The organism is Aureliella helgolandensis (assembly GCF_007752135.1).
Lineage (GTDB): Bacteria > Planctomycetota > Planctomycetia > Pirellulales > Pirellulaceae > Aureliella > Aureliella helgolandensis.
Map to the genome: position 1 here is coordinate 2,215,996 of NZ_CP036298.1, position 15,975 is coordinate 2,231,970.

The 15,975-nt window shown below is 52.7% G+C and carries 19 protein-coding genes; 15 read left to right on the forward strand and 4 right to left on the reverse strand.

Annotated features, from left to right (window positions below; genetic code table 11):
• The first annotated feature begins 976 nt into the window (after positions 1-976).
• The 7 genes from Q31a_RS07770 (at position 977) to Q31a_RS30760 (ending at position 8,164) form a co-directional block, all read left to right on the forward strand.
• Positions 977-2,155, forward strand: a complete 1,179-nt coding sequence (locus Q31a_RS07770; protein ID WP_145076327.1) for a methyltransferase domain-containing protein — start codon at positions 977-979, stop codon at positions 2,153-2,155.
• Between the two features lie 129 nt (positions 2,156-2,284).
• Positions 2,285-3,334: an arsenosugar biosynthesis radical SAM (seleno)protein ArsS gene (gene arsS, locus Q31a_RS07775; protein WP_145076329.1), complete on the forward strand. Its 1,050-nt coding sequence runs from the start codon at positions 2,285-2,287 to the stop codon at positions 3,332-3,334.
• A 140-nt stretch (positions 3,335-3,474) separates the two neighbouring features.
• On the forward strand, positions 3,475-3,585 hold the full coding sequence (locus Q31a_RS31525; RefSeq protein ID WP_449224069.1) for a DUF1559 family PulG-like putative transporter: 111 nt from the start codon (positions 3,475-3,477) through the stop codon (positions 3,583-3,585).
• Between the two features lie 777 nt (positions 3,586-4,362).
• Positions 4,363-5,490, forward strand: a complete 1,128-nt coding sequence (locus Q31a_RS07785; RefSeq protein WP_231691114.1) for an inorganic phosphate transporter — start codon at positions 4,363-4,365, stop codon at positions 5,488-5,490.
• A gap of 55 nt (positions 5,491-5,545) precedes the next feature.
• Positions 5,546-6,880, forward strand: a complete 1,335-nt coding sequence (locus Q31a_RS07790; RefSeq protein WP_261342720.1) for a TIGR04283 family arsenosugar biosynthesis glycosyltransferase — start codon at positions 5,546-5,548, stop codon at positions 6,878-6,880.
• A 222-nt stretch (positions 6,881-7,102) separates the two neighbouring features.
• Complete coding sequence (locus tag Q31a_RS30755; protein ID WP_231691115.1) at positions 7,103-7,417, forward strand: sigma factor-like helix-turn-helix DNA-binding protein; 315 nt, start codon at positions 7,103-7,105, stop codon at positions 7,415-7,417.
• Positions 7,418-7,477: 60 nt separating this feature from the next.
• On the forward strand, positions 7,478-8,164 hold the full coding sequence (locus Q31a_RS30760) for an RNA polymerase sigma factor (protein ID WP_315851653.1): 687 nt from the start codon (positions 7,478-7,480) through the stop codon (positions 8,162-8,164).
• Between the two features lie 29 nt (positions 8,165-8,193).
• On the opposite strand, the gene Q31a_RS07800 is transcribed toward Q31a_RS30760, so the two are convergent.
• The 3 genes from Q31a_RS07800 to Q31a_RS07810 form a co-directional block, all read right to left on the reverse strand.
• Positions 8,194-8,652: an SRPBCC family protein gene (locus Q31a_RS07800; protein ID WP_145076333.1), complete on the reverse strand. Its 459-nt coding sequence runs from the start codon at positions 8,650-8,652 to the stop codon at positions 8,194-8,196.
• Positions 8,653-8,748: 96 nt separating this feature from the next.
• Complete coding sequence (locus Q31a_RS07805) at positions 8,749-9,084, reverse strand: ArsR/SmtB family transcription factor (RefSeq protein ID WP_197356406.1); 336 nt, start codon at positions 9,082-9,084, stop codon at positions 8,749-8,751.
• On the reverse strand, positions 9,077-9,541 hold the full coding sequence (locus Q31a_RS07810) for an SRPBCC family protein (protein ID WP_145076337.1): 465 nt from the start codon (positions 9,539-9,541) through the stop codon (positions 9,077-9,079). Before Q31a_RS07810 ends, Q31a_RS07805 begins: the two co-directional genes overlap by 8 nt.
• Before the next feature lie 306 nt (positions 9,542-9,847).
• Here Q31a_RS07810 and Q31a_RS07815 point away from each other — a divergent pair, with 306 nt between their 5' ends.
• The 7 genes from Q31a_RS07815 to Q31a_RS07855 all read left to right on the forward strand — a co-directional run bounded on the left by Q31a_RS07815 (position 9,848) and on the right by Q31a_RS07855 (position 14,297).
• Positions 9,848-10,246, forward strand: coding sequence for a YciI family protein (locus tag Q31a_RS07815; protein WP_145076339.1), 399 nt, complete (start codon positions 9,848-9,850; stop codon positions 10,244-10,246).
• A gap of 2 nt (positions 10,247-10,248) precedes the next feature.
• Positions 10,249-10,734 (forward strand): VOC family protein, encoded by a 486-nt coding sequence (locus tag Q31a_RS07820; RefSeq protein ID WP_145076341.1) that lies wholly within the window; start codon positions 10,249-10,251, stop codon positions 10,732-10,734.
• A gap of 342 nt (positions 10,735-11,076) precedes the next feature.
• A complete protein-coding gene (locus Q31a_RS07830; protein ID WP_145076343.1) occupies positions 11,077-11,922 on the forward strand; it encodes a YciI family protein in 846 nt (281 codons plus the stop codon).
• Positions 11,923-11,952: 30 nt separating this feature from the next.
• Complete coding sequence (locus Q31a_RS07835) at positions 11,953-12,306, forward strand: hypothetical protein (protein ID WP_145076345.1); 354 nt, start codon at positions 11,953-11,955, stop codon at positions 12,304-12,306.
• Positions 12,307-12,327: 21 nt separating this feature from the next.
• Complete coding sequence (locus Q31a_RS07840; protein ID WP_145076347.1) at positions 12,328-13,110, forward strand: YciI family protein; 783 nt, start codon at positions 12,328-12,330, stop codon at positions 13,108-13,110.
• A 366-nt stretch (positions 13,111-13,476) separates the two neighbouring features.
• Positions 13,477-13,845, forward strand: coding sequence for a DoxX family protein (locus Q31a_RS07850; RefSeq protein WP_231691117.1), 369 nt, complete (start codon positions 13,477-13,479; stop codon positions 13,843-13,845).
• Positions 13,846-13,919: 74 nt separating this feature from the next.
• Entirely contained in the window at positions 13,920-14,297 is a 378-nt protein-coding gene (locus Q31a_RS07855) for a VOC family protein (protein WP_145076351.1), read from the forward strand.
• A gap of 153 nt (positions 14,298-14,450) precedes the next feature.
• Here Q31a_RS07855 and Q31a_RS07860 read toward each other — a convergent pair whose 3' ends face one another.
• On the reverse strand, positions 14,451-14,681 hold the full coding sequence (locus Q31a_RS07860; RefSeq protein ID WP_145076353.1) for a hypothetical protein: 231 nt from the start codon (positions 14,679-14,681) through the stop codon (positions 14,451-14,453).
• A gap of 350 nt (positions 14,682-15,031) precedes the next feature.
• Here Q31a_RS07860 and Q31a_RS07865 point away from each other — a divergent pair, with 350 nt between their 5' ends.
• A complete protein-coding gene (locus Q31a_RS07865; protein WP_145076355.1) occupies positions 15,032-15,925 on the forward strand; it encodes a tyrosine-type recombinase/integrase in 894 nt (297 codons plus the stop codon).
• Positions 15,926-15,975 lie beyond the last annotated feature (50 nt).

The window sequence follows — 15,975 nt, forward strand, 5'->3', positions numbered from 1 at the left end:
AAGTTGCGTCGCTAGATTTTCTGGAATTCGTAAAACCCCACGTCGTGTCCAGTTGCCTGAAATGCCAACAGTGTACTCGCCGACCAGCCAAATTGTTTTTCAGATCGTTCGGTGGCTTCCAGCCGCCAATGCATCGGCTGAATCGCGACTTTGAGTCATGAAGTTCGCGATCATCTAGGGAGCCCGACTCGCCACAAGGGGCATCCGTCGACTCGAGTGCAAGCCAACCGAGTGGATTGAGTGCTTTCCTCACGCGATGGGAAATGAATGACCTGCTGTTCCGGATCTTGGTAGAGAATCTTCGTCCAGAAAAAGCGGTTGCAAACTAGCCACCGCTATGGTTCGTCATCGTTCCCAGCGCGTGCTGAGGAAGCCTAATGGGGGCGTTGCCACGAATACTGGACGCTGAGGTGAACGTATTGCATCTGTTGGGGATGGTCATTCACTCTCTGCGCACATACTCGCTGACCGGGATTGAGCACTGTCGTAGAATTTGGCGCGAGCCAGCAAGACCGCTGCAACGATGATTCTTGTGCCTAGCTGGGGCCTGGTTACTCGCGCCAACGCCAAATCCTTGGAACTGGATCTGGGCTCTCTGCTTGCTCCCGTTTGCTCGGAATCCAGCGTGGCTGTCGGTCGGTGGACTGTCATTGCTGTACTGGGGGCGAATGGGTTTTTGTACGGGGATTCCAGCACTCCGATTTTAGGTACCACTTAGCTTGGAGTGGCGTTCTTTGATTTCGTTGGAACTTGGATCGATTCCGGTCCTGCTTCTGCTATTCTAATAAAGTCTTGGTTTTACTCTGCGAATCGGTGGGGGAATTCTTAGCCTCAGCTCCTGCGATCTAGAGAAAACTCCAAAAACTTAGAGTCGTGTTTGTAAGGTCTGCGTTTGCACTACGATAGTCACTGTGACGGGTGGCAAATGGCCTGCTTCGCCGCATGAATTTGAACTCACAACGGAGAGCGCTCAGCGATGACGGTAAACAACGGAAAACCGAACAAAGCGGTGGAATCTAGCGTCTATGACCGCTACGCTGCTGCTGCGCAGCAAGTTGAACCAGCCCTCTGCTGCCCCGTCGAATACGCCGCAGATTTCCTGTCAGTCATTCCCGATGAAGTCATCGAGCGCGACTATGGGTGCGGGGATCCAACGCCTTACGTTGAGCCTGGGGATACGGTTTTGGATCTCGGATCGGGAGGTGGGAAGCTATGCTTCATTGCAGCCCAAGTCGTCGGTGAATCTGGTCGCGTCATTGGTGTGGATTGCAACCGCGAAATGTTGACCTTGGCCCGTAGTGCGGCTCCTAAGGTGGCCGAGCGAGTAGGGTTTAGCAACGTTGAGTTTCGCTACGGGATGATCCAAGACCTCGAGTTGGACCTGGCCAGGCTTGAATCCGAGCTGACGAAACACCCAGTCAAAGATTCTGACGACTTTCTTCGCCTACGGCACCTGCAAGAGCACTTGCGTAGCGAACATCCATTGGTCGCAAGCGACTCGATCGACTGTGTTGTTTCCAACTGTGTCCTCAATTTGGTTCGTCAACAAGACCGCACGCAATTGTTCGCAGAGCTCTTTCGTGTACTACGACGCGGAGGACGGGCTGCCATCAGCGATATTGTTTCCGACGAGACGGTGCCGGAGGAAATGAAGCATGATCCCCAACTCTGGTCAGGCTGTTTGTCGGGAGCCTTTCGCGAAGACGAGTTCCTGCAGGCTTTCGAAGAAGCTGGGTTTCACGGCATCGAAGTGGCCAAGCGGGCAAAGGCTCCTTGGCAGACCATCAACGGAATTGAGTTTCGTTCGGTGACCGTGGTAGCCTACAAGGGCAAGCAAGGCCCCTGCTTGGAGCGAAACCAAGCTGTCGTTTACCGCGGTCCGTTCAAGAAGGTTGAAGACGACGATGGACATCTCTATCGCCGTGGGGAGCGAATGGCCGTTTGCGACAAGACGTTTCAATTGCTCGGACAAAAGCCCTACCAAGGCATGTTTGATGCAATCGAACCGCTTAGCCAAGTTCCGTTGGCCGACGCCGAGCCTTTTGATTGCCGAAGATCCAAGCTTCGCCACCCCCACGAATCCAAGGGAATCGACTATCGCGCTACGACCGAGTCTCAAGGGCCGTGCTGTGGAAGCGACTCGGATTGCTGTTAGTGGTAGAGCTGTTGTGAACGGGCGAATGACGCCGGTTCAGTGGCACGTCGGACAAGCATGTTCAGCGTGAAGCCCGCTCGGCGCCCTTCATTTCTACTTTTAAGCCTCGACCTTTTGGATGTAGCTAAGATGATACTTAAAACACTCCAACGCGCCGGAAACGCGTTGGCTTCGCCCGCCCAGCAATTGGAAGTTCTCGGAGACCCAGCTCGCATTGTGGCCGGCCGCTTTCAAGAAAGCCTCGATAGGCTGGGCTGGAGTGACATAACACGTACCAGCCTTAAGACGCTGCAGATTAATCTGGGGAAAGTTTGCAATCAAACTTGCACCCACTGTCACGTCGACGCAGGTCCGGACCGTCGCGAAAGCATGTCTCAAGAAACCGCTGCGCAGGTGATCGACTTTTTGTCGCGTTCGCAGGCGGAAACGCTGGATATCACCGGCGGTGCACCCGAGATGAATGCCAACTTTCGCTCCTTGGTCGAGCAAGCGACAGCGCTGGGGAAAAATGTCATCGATCGCTGTAATCTCACGATTCTAATGGCCAACGGGTTTACGTATTTACCAGAATTCCTGGCGAAACATCGCGTCAATGTTGTCGCTTCGCTTCCCTGCTATTTGGAAGAAAACTGTGATGCTCAACGCGGAGACGGCGTATTCGTGAAGTCGATTGAAGCGATTCGTGCTCTCAACGAACTTGGGTATGGTCGGCCCGATTCCGGTCTAAAACTCGATTTGGTTTATAACCCAGTTGGTATCGGCCTACCTCCAGAACAGTCGCAACTAGAGCGTGACTACCGCGAGCAGCTGAACGAACGCTACTCGATCTGTTTCAATCGGTTGTTCACGATCACCAATATGCCAGTCAGCCGATTCTTGCACGACCTGCTTAGACAAGAGAAATACGAGGTCTATATGCAGAAGCTGATCGAGGCCTTCAATCCACAGACTATCGACGATCTGATGTGCCGTTCTCTGGTTTCAGTGGATTGGAACGGGTTCCTATACGATTGCGATTTCAATCAGATGCTTGACTTGCCGCTGGACCAACATGAGCGTCGCTTGCATATCTCGGAACTGCAGGATTCTGATCTTGTCGACCGCAAGGTTAAGACGGCAAATCATTGCTTTGGCTGCACCGCCGGATGTGGCTCCAGCTGTACCGGCAGCTTAGCCTAAATTGCAAAATTTGAACTGTCCTCCGAATCCCTCAGCTACCCAGGGCAGAGCAACAGCAATGGAACTGCATTCTAGGAAAGCGTAGATGGGATGGCGGGCGTTTGCTCTAGTGGAATCACTGCTAGTAATAGCGATTCTTGGTGTCCTGGTCGAACTGCTATTGCCAGCCGTATACGCAGCATCCCAAAGATGCGCGCGGCATGTCCTGCAGCAATAACTCGCGGCAGTTGGGAATCGCTTCGCACAACTAGCAAATCGCTCATCGACGAATGCCCCCTGCAGGCCCAAGCACCCGTTTTTCGAGGTCTTCACCTTCTACGGCATCCGACACGCATTTATCGTTTACGGCAATCCTTCCGATTCTCGAGCAGGAAAAGCTCTACAAGCAAATAGACCTGAGGGGGCATGCAACGCAACTCCTACCAATAACGCTGATGCCAAACAGGTCGTCACTACGTTCATTTGACCGTCTGATGCTTGGCGTCCGACCCCCAGCGACGCGGCAGGCACAGGCTGTACCGGCTATGGCCCCATTTACAACGGTGATCGGGCTCCGGTCTCCCGCCTCCGAAATAAGGCCTCGCAAGCCGAGGGGGCATTGGTCAAAACTGGTCACCGTCTCGCTGATATGACCGATGGCACCACAATTACGATATTGATCGCTGAGGATATTGGCCGCGATGAGCGGATGCGAGCGAATTCCTTGTGTCTCGACCGTTGGCTGGACTAAAACGGCGATTTTGGCGCTGGGCAGAAGCGGACAACACTTTCGGTGTTGCAGAACTTTCGGTGTTTCGGAGGAATTTGCAACCACCTCTCGCCGTAAGGAGGTTCCGTTGCTTGCGGTTGGATCCTCAGTAATTGCGGCCCTTTTGAAGAGCTATTTAGTCAGTACCCGGGTGGTGCCCATGGTTTCCTCGCGGTTGGTTCGGTGCCGTTCCTCTTGGAATGGCTCGAAGCAAAATGCTTCGGGCACTCGTCACTAGGAATGGCAGCGAAGTTACATCAACCTCCCTACAACAGCATGCATGAGTCTCTTCCAGATGTTAACCGTGTTGATCTTAGTCGTAGCCTGCCTAGCATATGCCAATGGAGCTAACGATAACTTTAAGGGAGTTGCCACGCTCCTGGGCAGCGGTACTGCGAATTTTAACAAAGCGATCCTATGGGCGACGGGATGTACGTTAGCCGGTTCGATCGTCGCCATAGCTCTAGCCGGGGCTTTATTGAAAACCTTCAGTGGTAAAGGGCTCGTAGACGAAGCCCTGGTCGACCAGGCGGGCTTCGCTGCAGCTGTTGCTTTGGGGGCTGCATTGACTGTCTTGATTGCAACACGCCTGGGCTTGCCCGTCTCAACGACGCACGGACTCCTGGGCGCTTTGTTGGGTGCCGGCTTGGCAGCAGGCTCGTCGATCGCGATTCCTACGCTACTTTCTGCCTTCGTGGTTCCGCTGCTCGTCAGTCCTGTCCTGGCTATCGCAGCAACAATCGCAATCTATCCACTGCTGCGGCTTCTTCGAAGGAGGCTGAAGATCAATGCGCATACCTGTTTGTGTGTCGGTAAACAAGTCGTTGAAACGGTTGCAGTTGGTGATGCAGCGCAACTAGCACTGCGTCACGAGGCACTAACGGTTACACACGGCGATTCGCTGCACTGTCGCAGTCAGTATTCCGGAAGCGTTTTGGGCATTGAAGCGGACTCGACTCTGAATGCGATGCACTATCTGTCTTCTGGCGTTGTGAGCTTTGCGCGGGGGCTCAATGATACTCCCAAGATGGCCGCATTACTTCTTGTTACACCCGCGATTGACTCCATCTCTGCCCTTGCACTCGTAGGCACAGCAATCGCCATCGGCGGCTTTCTGAACGGACGCAGAGTGGCGGAGACGATGAGCCATAAAATTACAGCGATGAATCACGGCCAAGGGTTTACGGCAAATCTTTTGACTGGGATAATCGTGATCGGCGCGAGCCGATTCGGAATGCCTGTTTCAACCACGCACGTAAGTTGTGGAACCCTTTTTGGCATCGGTTCCGTAACCGGCAGTGCAAACCGCAAGGTAATACTATCGATTTTTGGCGCGTGGATCATCACTCTTCCCCTGGGTGCCATCCTCGGAAGTTTGACGTGGATACTCTTAGGTTTGGCAAGTTAGGTGCATTGTGCAAGAAGTCTCATTATTTTCAGCAGCAAAGTCCCACGGCGACTCCGTGTCGCTGGCTGCCAAGGAGCACTTGCTCGTCTTCGCTCGGATGCCAGAGCCAGGGAACACGAAAACGCGGCTTATTCCAGCCTGTGGTGCAGATGCTGCTGCTGCCATTTCAATGTTTCTTACTCAAAAGACGATCCGGACGGCTAATCGTTTCGCAGCTTCGCGCGGCTGTAAAGTAACAATTCACTTTTCTGGTGGAGATACTCGCTCCATGAGGGAAGCCTTTGGCGCAGAATCCGATTACGTCGTGCAGCTGGGAAGTAGTTTGGGAAGTCGGTTGGAGCATGCGACAGAACGCTCCTTTTCGACAGGCGCGAGCCGCGTCGTCGTAATTGGCACCGACTGCCTGGAACTCGAAGAGGAAGACCTTGAGGTCGCATTTGATGCGTTACATACGAACGAGGTCGTTCTTGGCCCTGCCACCGACGGTGGCTACTACCTTATCGGCTTGAAACACTTCCAGCCACTCATCTTTCAGCATATTGATTGGGGGAGTGAGTTCGTATTCGCACAGACGAAAGCAATCGCCCAGCAATGCTCCAGTTCCATTGTGGAACTCAGGCCTTTGGCTGATGTTGATCACCCCGAAGATCTGCTTCCCTTGCGGCGCAAGGACCATCGAGACTCCAGTGGATTGTTCAACACCGTTCCAGGTCGTCTGTCGGTTATCATTCCAACACTCAATGAAGCTAGTTGTTTACGTGAATGCATGGCGGCACTAGGGCCCCTCGACGATACGCTAGAAATAATTGTGGTAGATGCTGGAAGCCTCGACGAGACCGTTGCAATCGCTAAAGAGTGCGCGACTAAAACCTTTATTGGAAATGCAGGCCGCGCGGTTCAATTGAATGCGGGGGCCGCTATCGCATCAGGCGAGCACTTGCTCTTCTTGCATGCAGATTCAATTCTGCCGGCAGGCTACCGAGAATCGATTCGCCAATGCATGTCGGGCAATAGCATCGCAGGCGCATTTCGACTGGGAATTGCAAGTAGTTCTCCTGGCTTAAGAATTGTCGAGTGGGGAACAAATGTTCGCTCACGGGTGTTGCAGCTTCCCTACGGCGATCAAGGAGTATTCATGCGAACAAGTACATTTTTCGATATGGGCGGATATCGAAAAATGCCCATTATGGAGGACTATGAGCTAGTCGAGCGATTGCGCCGACGTGGCAGGATTCAACTGCTCAATCAGACTATTTCGACATCTGGCCGTCGATGGAAAAAAAATGGAATCGTTCGAACCACTTTTCTAAATCAGTTGTGCATCGCCGCCTACAAACTCGGCGTCTCCAAAAATACGATATCCAAGCTATATAACGGAAAGCGGGCTTGAGTACTCCTGCCTGAGCATTTTTTGCACGGCACGTAACGTTCCAAGGTAAGCGTACACCATAGCCAGTCGGCATGCGTGGTTGTTTGGTTGTAGAGTTCACTGTAGGGCACAGCAAGTTGCTCGTCGTCATGATCTTGATTCACGACTTTACATTGAAGACATTCTGATACAGCCAGCTGGCTGGCAGCACCGACTAGCGCACCTGCGAATCCAAGTGCTTGGTTGATTTCGACGGGACGATTTAAGGCAATCGACATCATTCGCCGTCGTGATAATGCTCGCGAGATTGCTCCCGAAGTCACGACACGCATTCAAGAAGTTTGTGGAGCCAATGTTCAGCGAGCCGAGACTGAAATCGAAGACGATCAGTTACGGTTGATTTTTACCTGCTGTCACCCGGCGATTGATCCGAAAGTGCAGGTACCGCTGACTCTGAGAGAAGTATGCGGGCTGATAACCAAAGAGATTGCGAAGGCGTTTCCGACGTCACCAGCGACTATGGCTCAGCGAATCGTCCGAGGCAAAGCGAAGATTTGAGACGCGGGAATTCCGTTTGTTATTCCCGGACTGAGTGATTTGCCGGGGCGACTCGATGGTGTGCTTTCGGTGATATATCTTATCTTCGATGAAGGGTATTCGGCGTCCAGCTGTGATTCACTGGTTCGTAGTGGCTTGTCGGATGAAGCGATTCGGTTGTGTCGACTTCTATTGGAGTTGCACAGTGATGCCGAAGTGATGGGGCTACTGGCATTGATGCTGTTGCGCGAGTCGCGACGCACAGCACGAACTTCAAGCGATGGTCAGATCGTTTTACTGGAGAATCAAGATCGCAGTTTGTGGAACCGCGACTTGATCGACGAAGGTAAATGGCTCATTGAGCAATCACTCGAATTGCGGCGGTTCGGATTCTACACATTGCAAGCGGCGATTTCGGCAGTGCACGCTGACGCGCGGGCGTCAACCGAAACCGACTGGAATCAAGTCGTTGCCCTGTATTCGGTTTTGATTCAGGTCGATCCGACTCCCGTGTTTGAGTTGAACCAGGCTGTTGCAGTGGCGATGCGAGACGTTCCCGACACTGGAATCGCAATTATCGACGCAATTCTGGAGCAAGGCGAACTCGTTGGCTACCATCTCGCTCAATCGGCGCGCGGCGAGCTATTGCGTCGAGCCGGTCGAACCGCCGAAGCGGCCACGGCTTTCGAGCAAGCGTTGGAACTTACGCAACAGGAACCGGAACGTCGTTTCCTCGCCAAGCGATTGGGAATTCTGCGTGGATATTGATGTTTCTTGGCTCCAAGGGGACGGTGAGGCTAATTCCAATTGTCAATCTTGATGTCAGTCGGCGAAGGCTTTCCGATGCCGGTTTCAACAAGGTCTTTCAGGCTCAGCATGAACGTGGCCCACTTCATGCTGCAGTGCGCCGTAAATTCAATCGCCTCACGCCAGTTTTTGTGACTGAAAAGGACGATGGTATAATCGCCGTCCTCGGCTAAGTCGAAAACAACATCCGTATCTATCCATTCATCCGGTCCCGAAGTGAATCGCCAGTGAACCGTCTTATCCGGAATAAGCTCCACTATTTCCATGTTCATACTTCCAATCTCCTGCCCGCTCTCGGCGAGGAAGCGAACATTGAGGGTGCCGCCTATGCGAGTATCTCCCGTCGTTTCCTTCGTCCACCAACCTGCGATACCATCGGTGGTCGATAAAGCTGTGTACACGCTGGACGCCGACGCTCTAACTCCGACTCTGTGAATGATGTCTACCATTTTGGGTTGTTCCCTAATTCTGGCTATGCGCGATGGTGCTCACAGCTTGATTCGTAAAATGCCACCGTTGCGGGAACTTGCCCATGTCGTTGGTGTTTACTCCTCGGCAAACCGCTTCAGTCGCGTCAATGCGTCGTCCCAATGGCGTGAAATGTCTTCGAGGGACAATTTGAGTTCTCGTATGGGCTTGGGGTTGAATTGAAACAAATTCTCGCGACCACATTTAACACCCTTCACCATCCCGACTTCTTCCAGAACGTGTAGGTGTTTGCGGATTGCTTGCCGCGTCAATGACGACTTCTCGGCCAACGTCGTAACGGAGTACGGTTCGCCCCCTCCGAGTTTTACTAGTAGCAACAATCGGGTTTTGTCTCCGAGAGCGGCAAATAGCGGCGCTTGGTTGCTCAATTGACGTGCGAGAGTTTTATTCATGGGTAGCAACATGGCGAGCAATATTCTTGATTTGCCCCTCCCAACCTTTTTCGTTCATTCGGAATGCTTCATCGCGACGTCCCGGCGGCAAAGCGTCGAAGCCAGATTCGATGATTTGCAGCGATGTGCCGTTGCCGTTTGAACGGAATCGAAACTCCACGAGAGTGAGTGGTTCGTGTGTGTAGTCGACATCCGTGTTGACGGCGTGTGGGTGCCACTGAAAAGCGAAGTAAGTCATCGGTTCAATCGCTGTGGTGATCACCTCCATCCGCACATGCTCAAATCCAGGATGCGAGACTTGTCCCGCTGTTCTTTCCCCAACGGCAAACTCGCTTTCCAAGTTCACGTGGAACCATTGGCCGAATTCGCGATAGTCTGTGACCGCTTTCCAAACGCGTTCGAGCGGTGCCGCAATCTCGATTGCCTTCTCAATATTGTCAGTTTCTGATTTCTTCATGTTGATCTTCCGTCCCCATTCTTTTATGCAACCCATGGGTTGCATATTAGCTGAGCGCTTATTGCCTGTCAACTTCCTTTGTTCGGAAAGATGATCGGCAGGGTTTCCCTCCGAGTTCTGGTTGGGTTGAACCGAAATATTTTGTGCGACAGACGTATTCGACCTTCACCTGTCTACTTTGGTGAAGCGCAGAAATTCGAAAGAAAATGCTTCGCGGCTGTAGATTTGAGATCTTCCCATTCGACTAGGACGTGAATCCGCAGTGCCAAACCTGCTTTTCTACAACGAAAACTAAGGAGAAAACATATGAAATATGTCTGTTTGGGCTATATCGAGGAAGCAGCTTTGGGTTCGTTGTCGGAAGCCGAGACGCAGCGGATGTTGGAGGAGTGTTTTCAGTATGACGACGAATTACGCAGAGGCGGGCATGTTGTGGGCGGCGAGGCTCTAGATTCGTCTCGCAATGCCATCACCCTGCGGATGAAGAACGGCCAAGTCGACGTGATGGAAGGGCCCTACGCAGAAACGAAGGAAGTGCTCGGTGGTATTCTTTTGCTGGAAGCCCGAGATTTGAACCACGCCATTGCCCTGATGTCGAAGCATCCGGGAGTGAAGATGGGGCCGTTTGAAATTCGTCCCGCTGACGAAGAGATCAACAAGTTAATTGCGGAACGGGATGCAGTATTCAGTAACAAGGATAATTGAAAATGACGAAACCAGCTAAGAGCACGATTTGCCTTTGGTACGACGGTGACGCCGAGGAGGCGGCGAGATTTTACGCCGAGACCTTTCCTGATTCGTCTGTCGGCGCGGTGCATCAAGCGCCAGGCGATTTTACTTCCGGGAAGAAGGGAGACGTCCTGACCGTCGAGTTCACGGTGATGGGAATTCGCTGCCTCGGCATCAACGGCGGGCCGATGTTCAAGCACTGCGAAGCCTTCTCGTTTCAAGTCGCCACCGAAGACCAAGCGGAAACCGATCGCTACTGGGACGCCATCATCATGGGTGGCGGTGAGGAGAGCCAGTGCGGGTGGTGCAAAGATAGGTGGGGTGTCTCGTGGCAGATAACGCCAATCGCTCTCACAGAAGGCTGGACCCATCCCGATCCAAACGTTGCCAAGCGAGTCTTCGACGCGTTGGAGACCATGAAAAAGATCGACATCGCAGCTATAGAAGCAGCGGTTCGCGGTTGAGGTAGGGCATAGCAAATTTGGTAGTGGACGAGGTTACGAGTCCTCGGCTTCTATCGACAACGCAAGGACTCGTACCTTCGGAGCGGTGACGAAGTGTTCTAGACATGCGAGACAAAGTGGCGAGGAGTCGAGGCGATGTTGCCCACTCTCCAGTTGCTTGACTTAACCGCGTTCGGCAGGCAGGAGACGTGGGAGGATTCGCCGGACGGCTGGCCGCAAGACGCGTCAGCATCGTAGTGGAATCGCGATGGTCGACCTGTCGCTCAGTGGACTCGTACGGATGAAAAAGTTCAATAGAAATAGAGACCATTCAAACAAGCCATCAAACGAAAGGGAAAACAAATGAAAGTAGTCGTCTTTGTCAAAGCAACCAAGAGTTCCGAAGCCGGAGAAATGCCAGACCAAAAACTTCTGACGGACATGGGCACGTTCAACGAAGAACTGGTCAAAGCTGGGATCATGAAAGCAGGCGAAGGATTGAAGCCGAGTTCCGAAGGTGTTCGAGTTCACTTCAGTGGTGCGAATCGAAGCGTGACTGATGGCCCGTTCGCCGAAACCAAAGAACTTGTAGCGGGATATTGGTTGTGGGAAGTCGCTTCGATGCAGGAAGCAATCGATTGGGTGAAGCGATGTCCCAATCCGATGATGGAAGATTCGGACATTGAGATTCGTCCGCTGTACACAATGGAAGACTTCTCTGAAACGGATCTCACGCTGGACTTGAGCCATCAAGAAGGCAGTCTTCGTGAGAAGATTACGATGCAGCAAACTGTGGTTCAGCCGTACCTCTTTTTCGGCGGTCGCTGCGACGAAGCGTTGGCTTTCTACGAGCAGGCACTGGGGGCAAACGTCTTGATGAAGATGAAATTCAGTGAAAGTCCCGATCCTGTGCCGGAAGGAATGCTACAGCCGGGATTTGAGGACAAGGTGATGCACGCCTCCTTCCAAGTTGGCAAGATGACACTGATGGCGTCCGATGGCTGTGGAGACGCGACAAGCCATGAAGGATTTCGGTTGGCTTTGTCGGTGGAGAACGAGTCAGTTTGCGATCGCCTGTTCGCGGCCCTTGCCGAAGGTGGCAAAATCGACATGCCGCTGGGCAAGACGTTCTGGTCACCACGATACGGCATGGTCACCGACAATTTTGGAATTGGCTGGATGGTGATGGTTCCCGGGGAACAGCCGTAGGCAATGAACAGCAACGAGTGAGGATTTGAAATGACTAGAGTGAAGGAGAGTGGTGATTGTAAGCACTCGCCCAAGAACCGGTTCGTGCAAAATATCGCAATCGTGATCGAGACCGGAAAAGTCTCGGTTACCGGAGTTGGCGAGAACACAGTTTGGCGGCAAGCAGGAGGTCAGGAAATTGTCGGCGAGGACGCTATTCATGCCGCGATGAAACACGTGGCCGCACCGAAAACAGTCACCGTGGATCACGCTATTACGCACGGCAAGGTCGGCGCTACCAACGGGGTTACGGTCATGGCTAACGGGCGCAAGCGGCGCTTCTGTTATGTAGTGGAATTCACGAGTACCAAGGGCGACAAAGTCGCCAGCATTCAGAGCTATTGAATAATCGCATGGGAGTTTTTGATGAAGTACATGTTATTGATTTACGGTGCTGAGGATTGTTGGACCGAGGACGATCGCAATACGTGCATGATCGAGTCCATGGCGATCTGCGACGAGCTCGAAAAGGAAGGCAAGTGGATTGCGTCCTCGCCGCTGCGCTCCGTGACGACGGCCACCAGCGTTCGAGTCCGCGACGGCAAACGTCAAATCACCGACGGCCCCTTCGCTGAAACAACGGAACAGCTTGGCGGCTACTACATCATTGATGTCAACGACCGCGATGAAGCGATCGAGATCGCCAGCAGATTAGCGCCAGCCAAGAAAGGGACGGTCGAGATTAGACCGCTTCTTCCGTTGCCCGATTCGTTGTCGTTGCCCGAGACAGAGGCAATTAGTCAGGCACCAAGCGATACGGAAACACCGAGAAATTACATCTTGCTGATGTATGCCGAGGAAGGTGCTTGGCCGCCCGAGGAACATGCTCCCGCGTTGGCGGAATCGGTCGAACTCTGCCATCAACTGCATGCGAAAGGTCAATTCGTTTCGGCAGCGCCTCTTCAGCCGCCGGCAGAAGCAACCTGTGTGCGTGTTCGCAACGGTAGTCGTGCGGTCGTAGATGGCCCCTTTCCGGAAACCAAAGAACAGCTCGGCGGCTATTTTCTGATCCGTGTTGCAAATCTCGACGAAGCAATTGCCATCGCCGCCAAGATAGCCGGCTCACGACGAGGAACCGCCGAGATTCGCCCGATTGAAACTCTATCGGAACGGAATCAGACCTCGCGCATTCAAACGGAGGCCAAATGATAAACGTAATGGTTTCGTACAAGGTCAAGCCTGAGTTTGTCCACGACAACAACGCTAATATTCAGCGATTTCTGAAGGACTTTGCAGAATTGAATACGACGCCGTTTCGATTCGAAGTGTTCACAAAAACTGATGGCGTAACATTCGTTCATTGTTCAAGTACGCTGACAAATCCATCCAAGATGAAGTCCTTAACGCCGCATCTTTCAAGGAATTTCAGAGACTTGGGGATGAAAGCGGGTTGGACAGAACGCACAGCACCGAATTGTTGAACTTGGTAGGTGCCGCTGCGGGCGGATTTTGCGAAAAGCGGAGCAAGTAACCAGGCCAAAATCAAAAATCACAGGCTGGGCACTCAGTGCGCTATTGGCAGCATTCCTCGTATTTGCAACCGCGAGCGGTAAGTTCACTGACTGGGACGCCAAAGCAGAGATGTTCGGCCATCTTGGATGGAACGACAGCCTGATTTTCAAAATCGGCATCGTTGAAGTCGCGTTGGCAGTATTGTACCTGATCCCTCGAGCTGGATTTATTGGCGCAACTCTGTTGACGGCCTACTTGGGGGAAGCAACAGCAACCCACGTACGAGTTGGTGATCCGTTTTTCTTTGCCATCATCATCGCTAGGGTGGTGTGGATCGCGCTGGGCCTGCGTGACCCGCGCGTGTTTCAACTGGCCTATCACGCCCAACCGATTCCTGCCCCCAATGAGGAGAAGTCACAAATGGGCACATGACCTATCACTTGCAGTTTGAGAACGGCGTTTCGCAACGTCATCGAATCTAGTGTTAACACAAAGGAGCCAAAGAAATGAAAACGAATCCAATATGCTGGTTTGAAATTTACGTCCAAGACCTTGACCGCGCACAGAAGTTCTACGAGACAGTGCTTTGCACAGAACTCACGAAACTGGACGCACCTGTGCCTGAACTCGAAATGCTGGCTTTCCCGATGGAAATGGATGGTGCTGGAGCGGCGGGCGCGTTGGTCAAAATGGATGGTGTTCCATCAGGTGGTGGCGGCACGCTGGTATATTTCGCTTGCGACGACTGTGCAACCGAGGCGTCACGCATCGAATCCGCTGGAGGCAAGATCCACAAAGCGAAACTGTCAATCGGCGAGTACGGCTTCATGGTGTTGGCGGTCGATACCGAGGGCAATATGTTTGGGTTACACTCACAAAAGTAAACTCGTTTGAGTGTTAGCCGGAAGAGATACGAGGCACGACCACAGCACGTACGATTGCGGCTATGGAGCATCTTCCAAGTCGAGGTTTCAATCGCTGACTCTGGAATGCTCTTCATGTAGAGGTCGAGAAGCTCTCCTAGTAGGGGAGCCTTCTCAAGCTTTGGCTTCTGCCTGAGCACTCCAGAGGTGAGCAAAGCGGTAGCGATATCGACGCCAGTCGAGGACAAGTGTGCCAAGCTCTACCCGCCGTAGATTATCCTCAAGCCTCGCCAGAGCCAGCTTGGCTGCACTGGGCTGATTTGTCTTCAGGGAGCGGGCAAACTTTTGCCCGCCGTAGCGAAAGACAACGCGGTAAGTACCGTTTCTGAGTTCGAGAGATGCCATGATTCTCATTTTCCGTAAAGGCTACGGAAAGGACCAGCGATTCAAACCCAACGTGAACTAAGGGCTGTCCCCGTTTTGTCCCCAAAATCCCAATATGGCCGATTTTGAAGGGGGCGGGGCGAGAAGCAAAAGCGCATTTGACCCAAGAAAAAACTAGTACGGATGAGAGGATTTGAACCTCCACGTCCTTATCGGACACTAGGACCTGAACCTAGCGCGGTTCGATCTCGGCGTCATCAATGGAAGCGATCGGGAGAGGAATTAGCACGCGAATTCACGCGATGAAGGGCTAACGCTTATGGGTGAGCAATACTTGTGGCTTACAAGACTTCATCACTGAGGGTGTACCAATGCTTTTAACTGAACTAATCGATCTAATACTCAAAGAGAAAGAACTCCCCGTAACAGTAGGAACTCGCAACAACTGGTATCTTCCAGCGATTGCGGATTTCAAAGCATTCCTGGGTAGGAATCCCTGTATTACTGATCTGTCCCGAGAGTGTATTAACGATTGGATCGATCGCAGGGTGGCAGAATCAACACTGAGCCGTTCGACAATAAAAACTCGAAGGGGAGCGTTGCTCGCGATTTGGCGCGGAGCGCACGAATTGGAGAAAATCGATCACAGTCCGATTCGGATTCGGAAGATTGCGGTGCGCAGACAGAACCCGGTCGCGTGGAATCGAGCCGAGATTCAACAGCTATTCACCTATGCGCTCACAGAGTTGCCACCTAGAAATTTGCCTAAGACGGAATTGCCTCCACGTCTATTCTTCGCATCGCTAATAGCAGCAGGCTACGACACGGCGTTGCGGTTGGGTGACCTCTTGAGCTTAGAGCGTGAGTGGATTCGCGTCGATACCGACGGTGCTGGGTGGATCAATGTTGAGCAATCCAAAACGGGAACGTTCGTTCCATGCCGGTTCAACCCGTCGACTATGCTATTGATTGATCGCCTGATGTCGACCAGCGAACGAAGGAGGATTTGGCCGCTGTGGTGTCGCCGGGAAAACTTCTATCGACAGTTTCGGGCAATCGTGGCAGATTCGGGAGTTCGCAAAGGGACTTTTCGTTTTCTTCGCAGGGCAAGCACTACGCACGTCGAATTAGAATTTCCTGGGAAAGGCTACTTGCATGCCGGTCATGCCAGCCCAGACGTGACAGTTCGTCACTACCTAGATGGCGAACAGATGTTAAATCACGCTTGCTCTCCGCTCCCCTTGGAATTACACACCATCGTATAATCTTCAACGGTAAGGGTAGCGGGTATTCAGCCGCAGTCTGCGGGATTTAC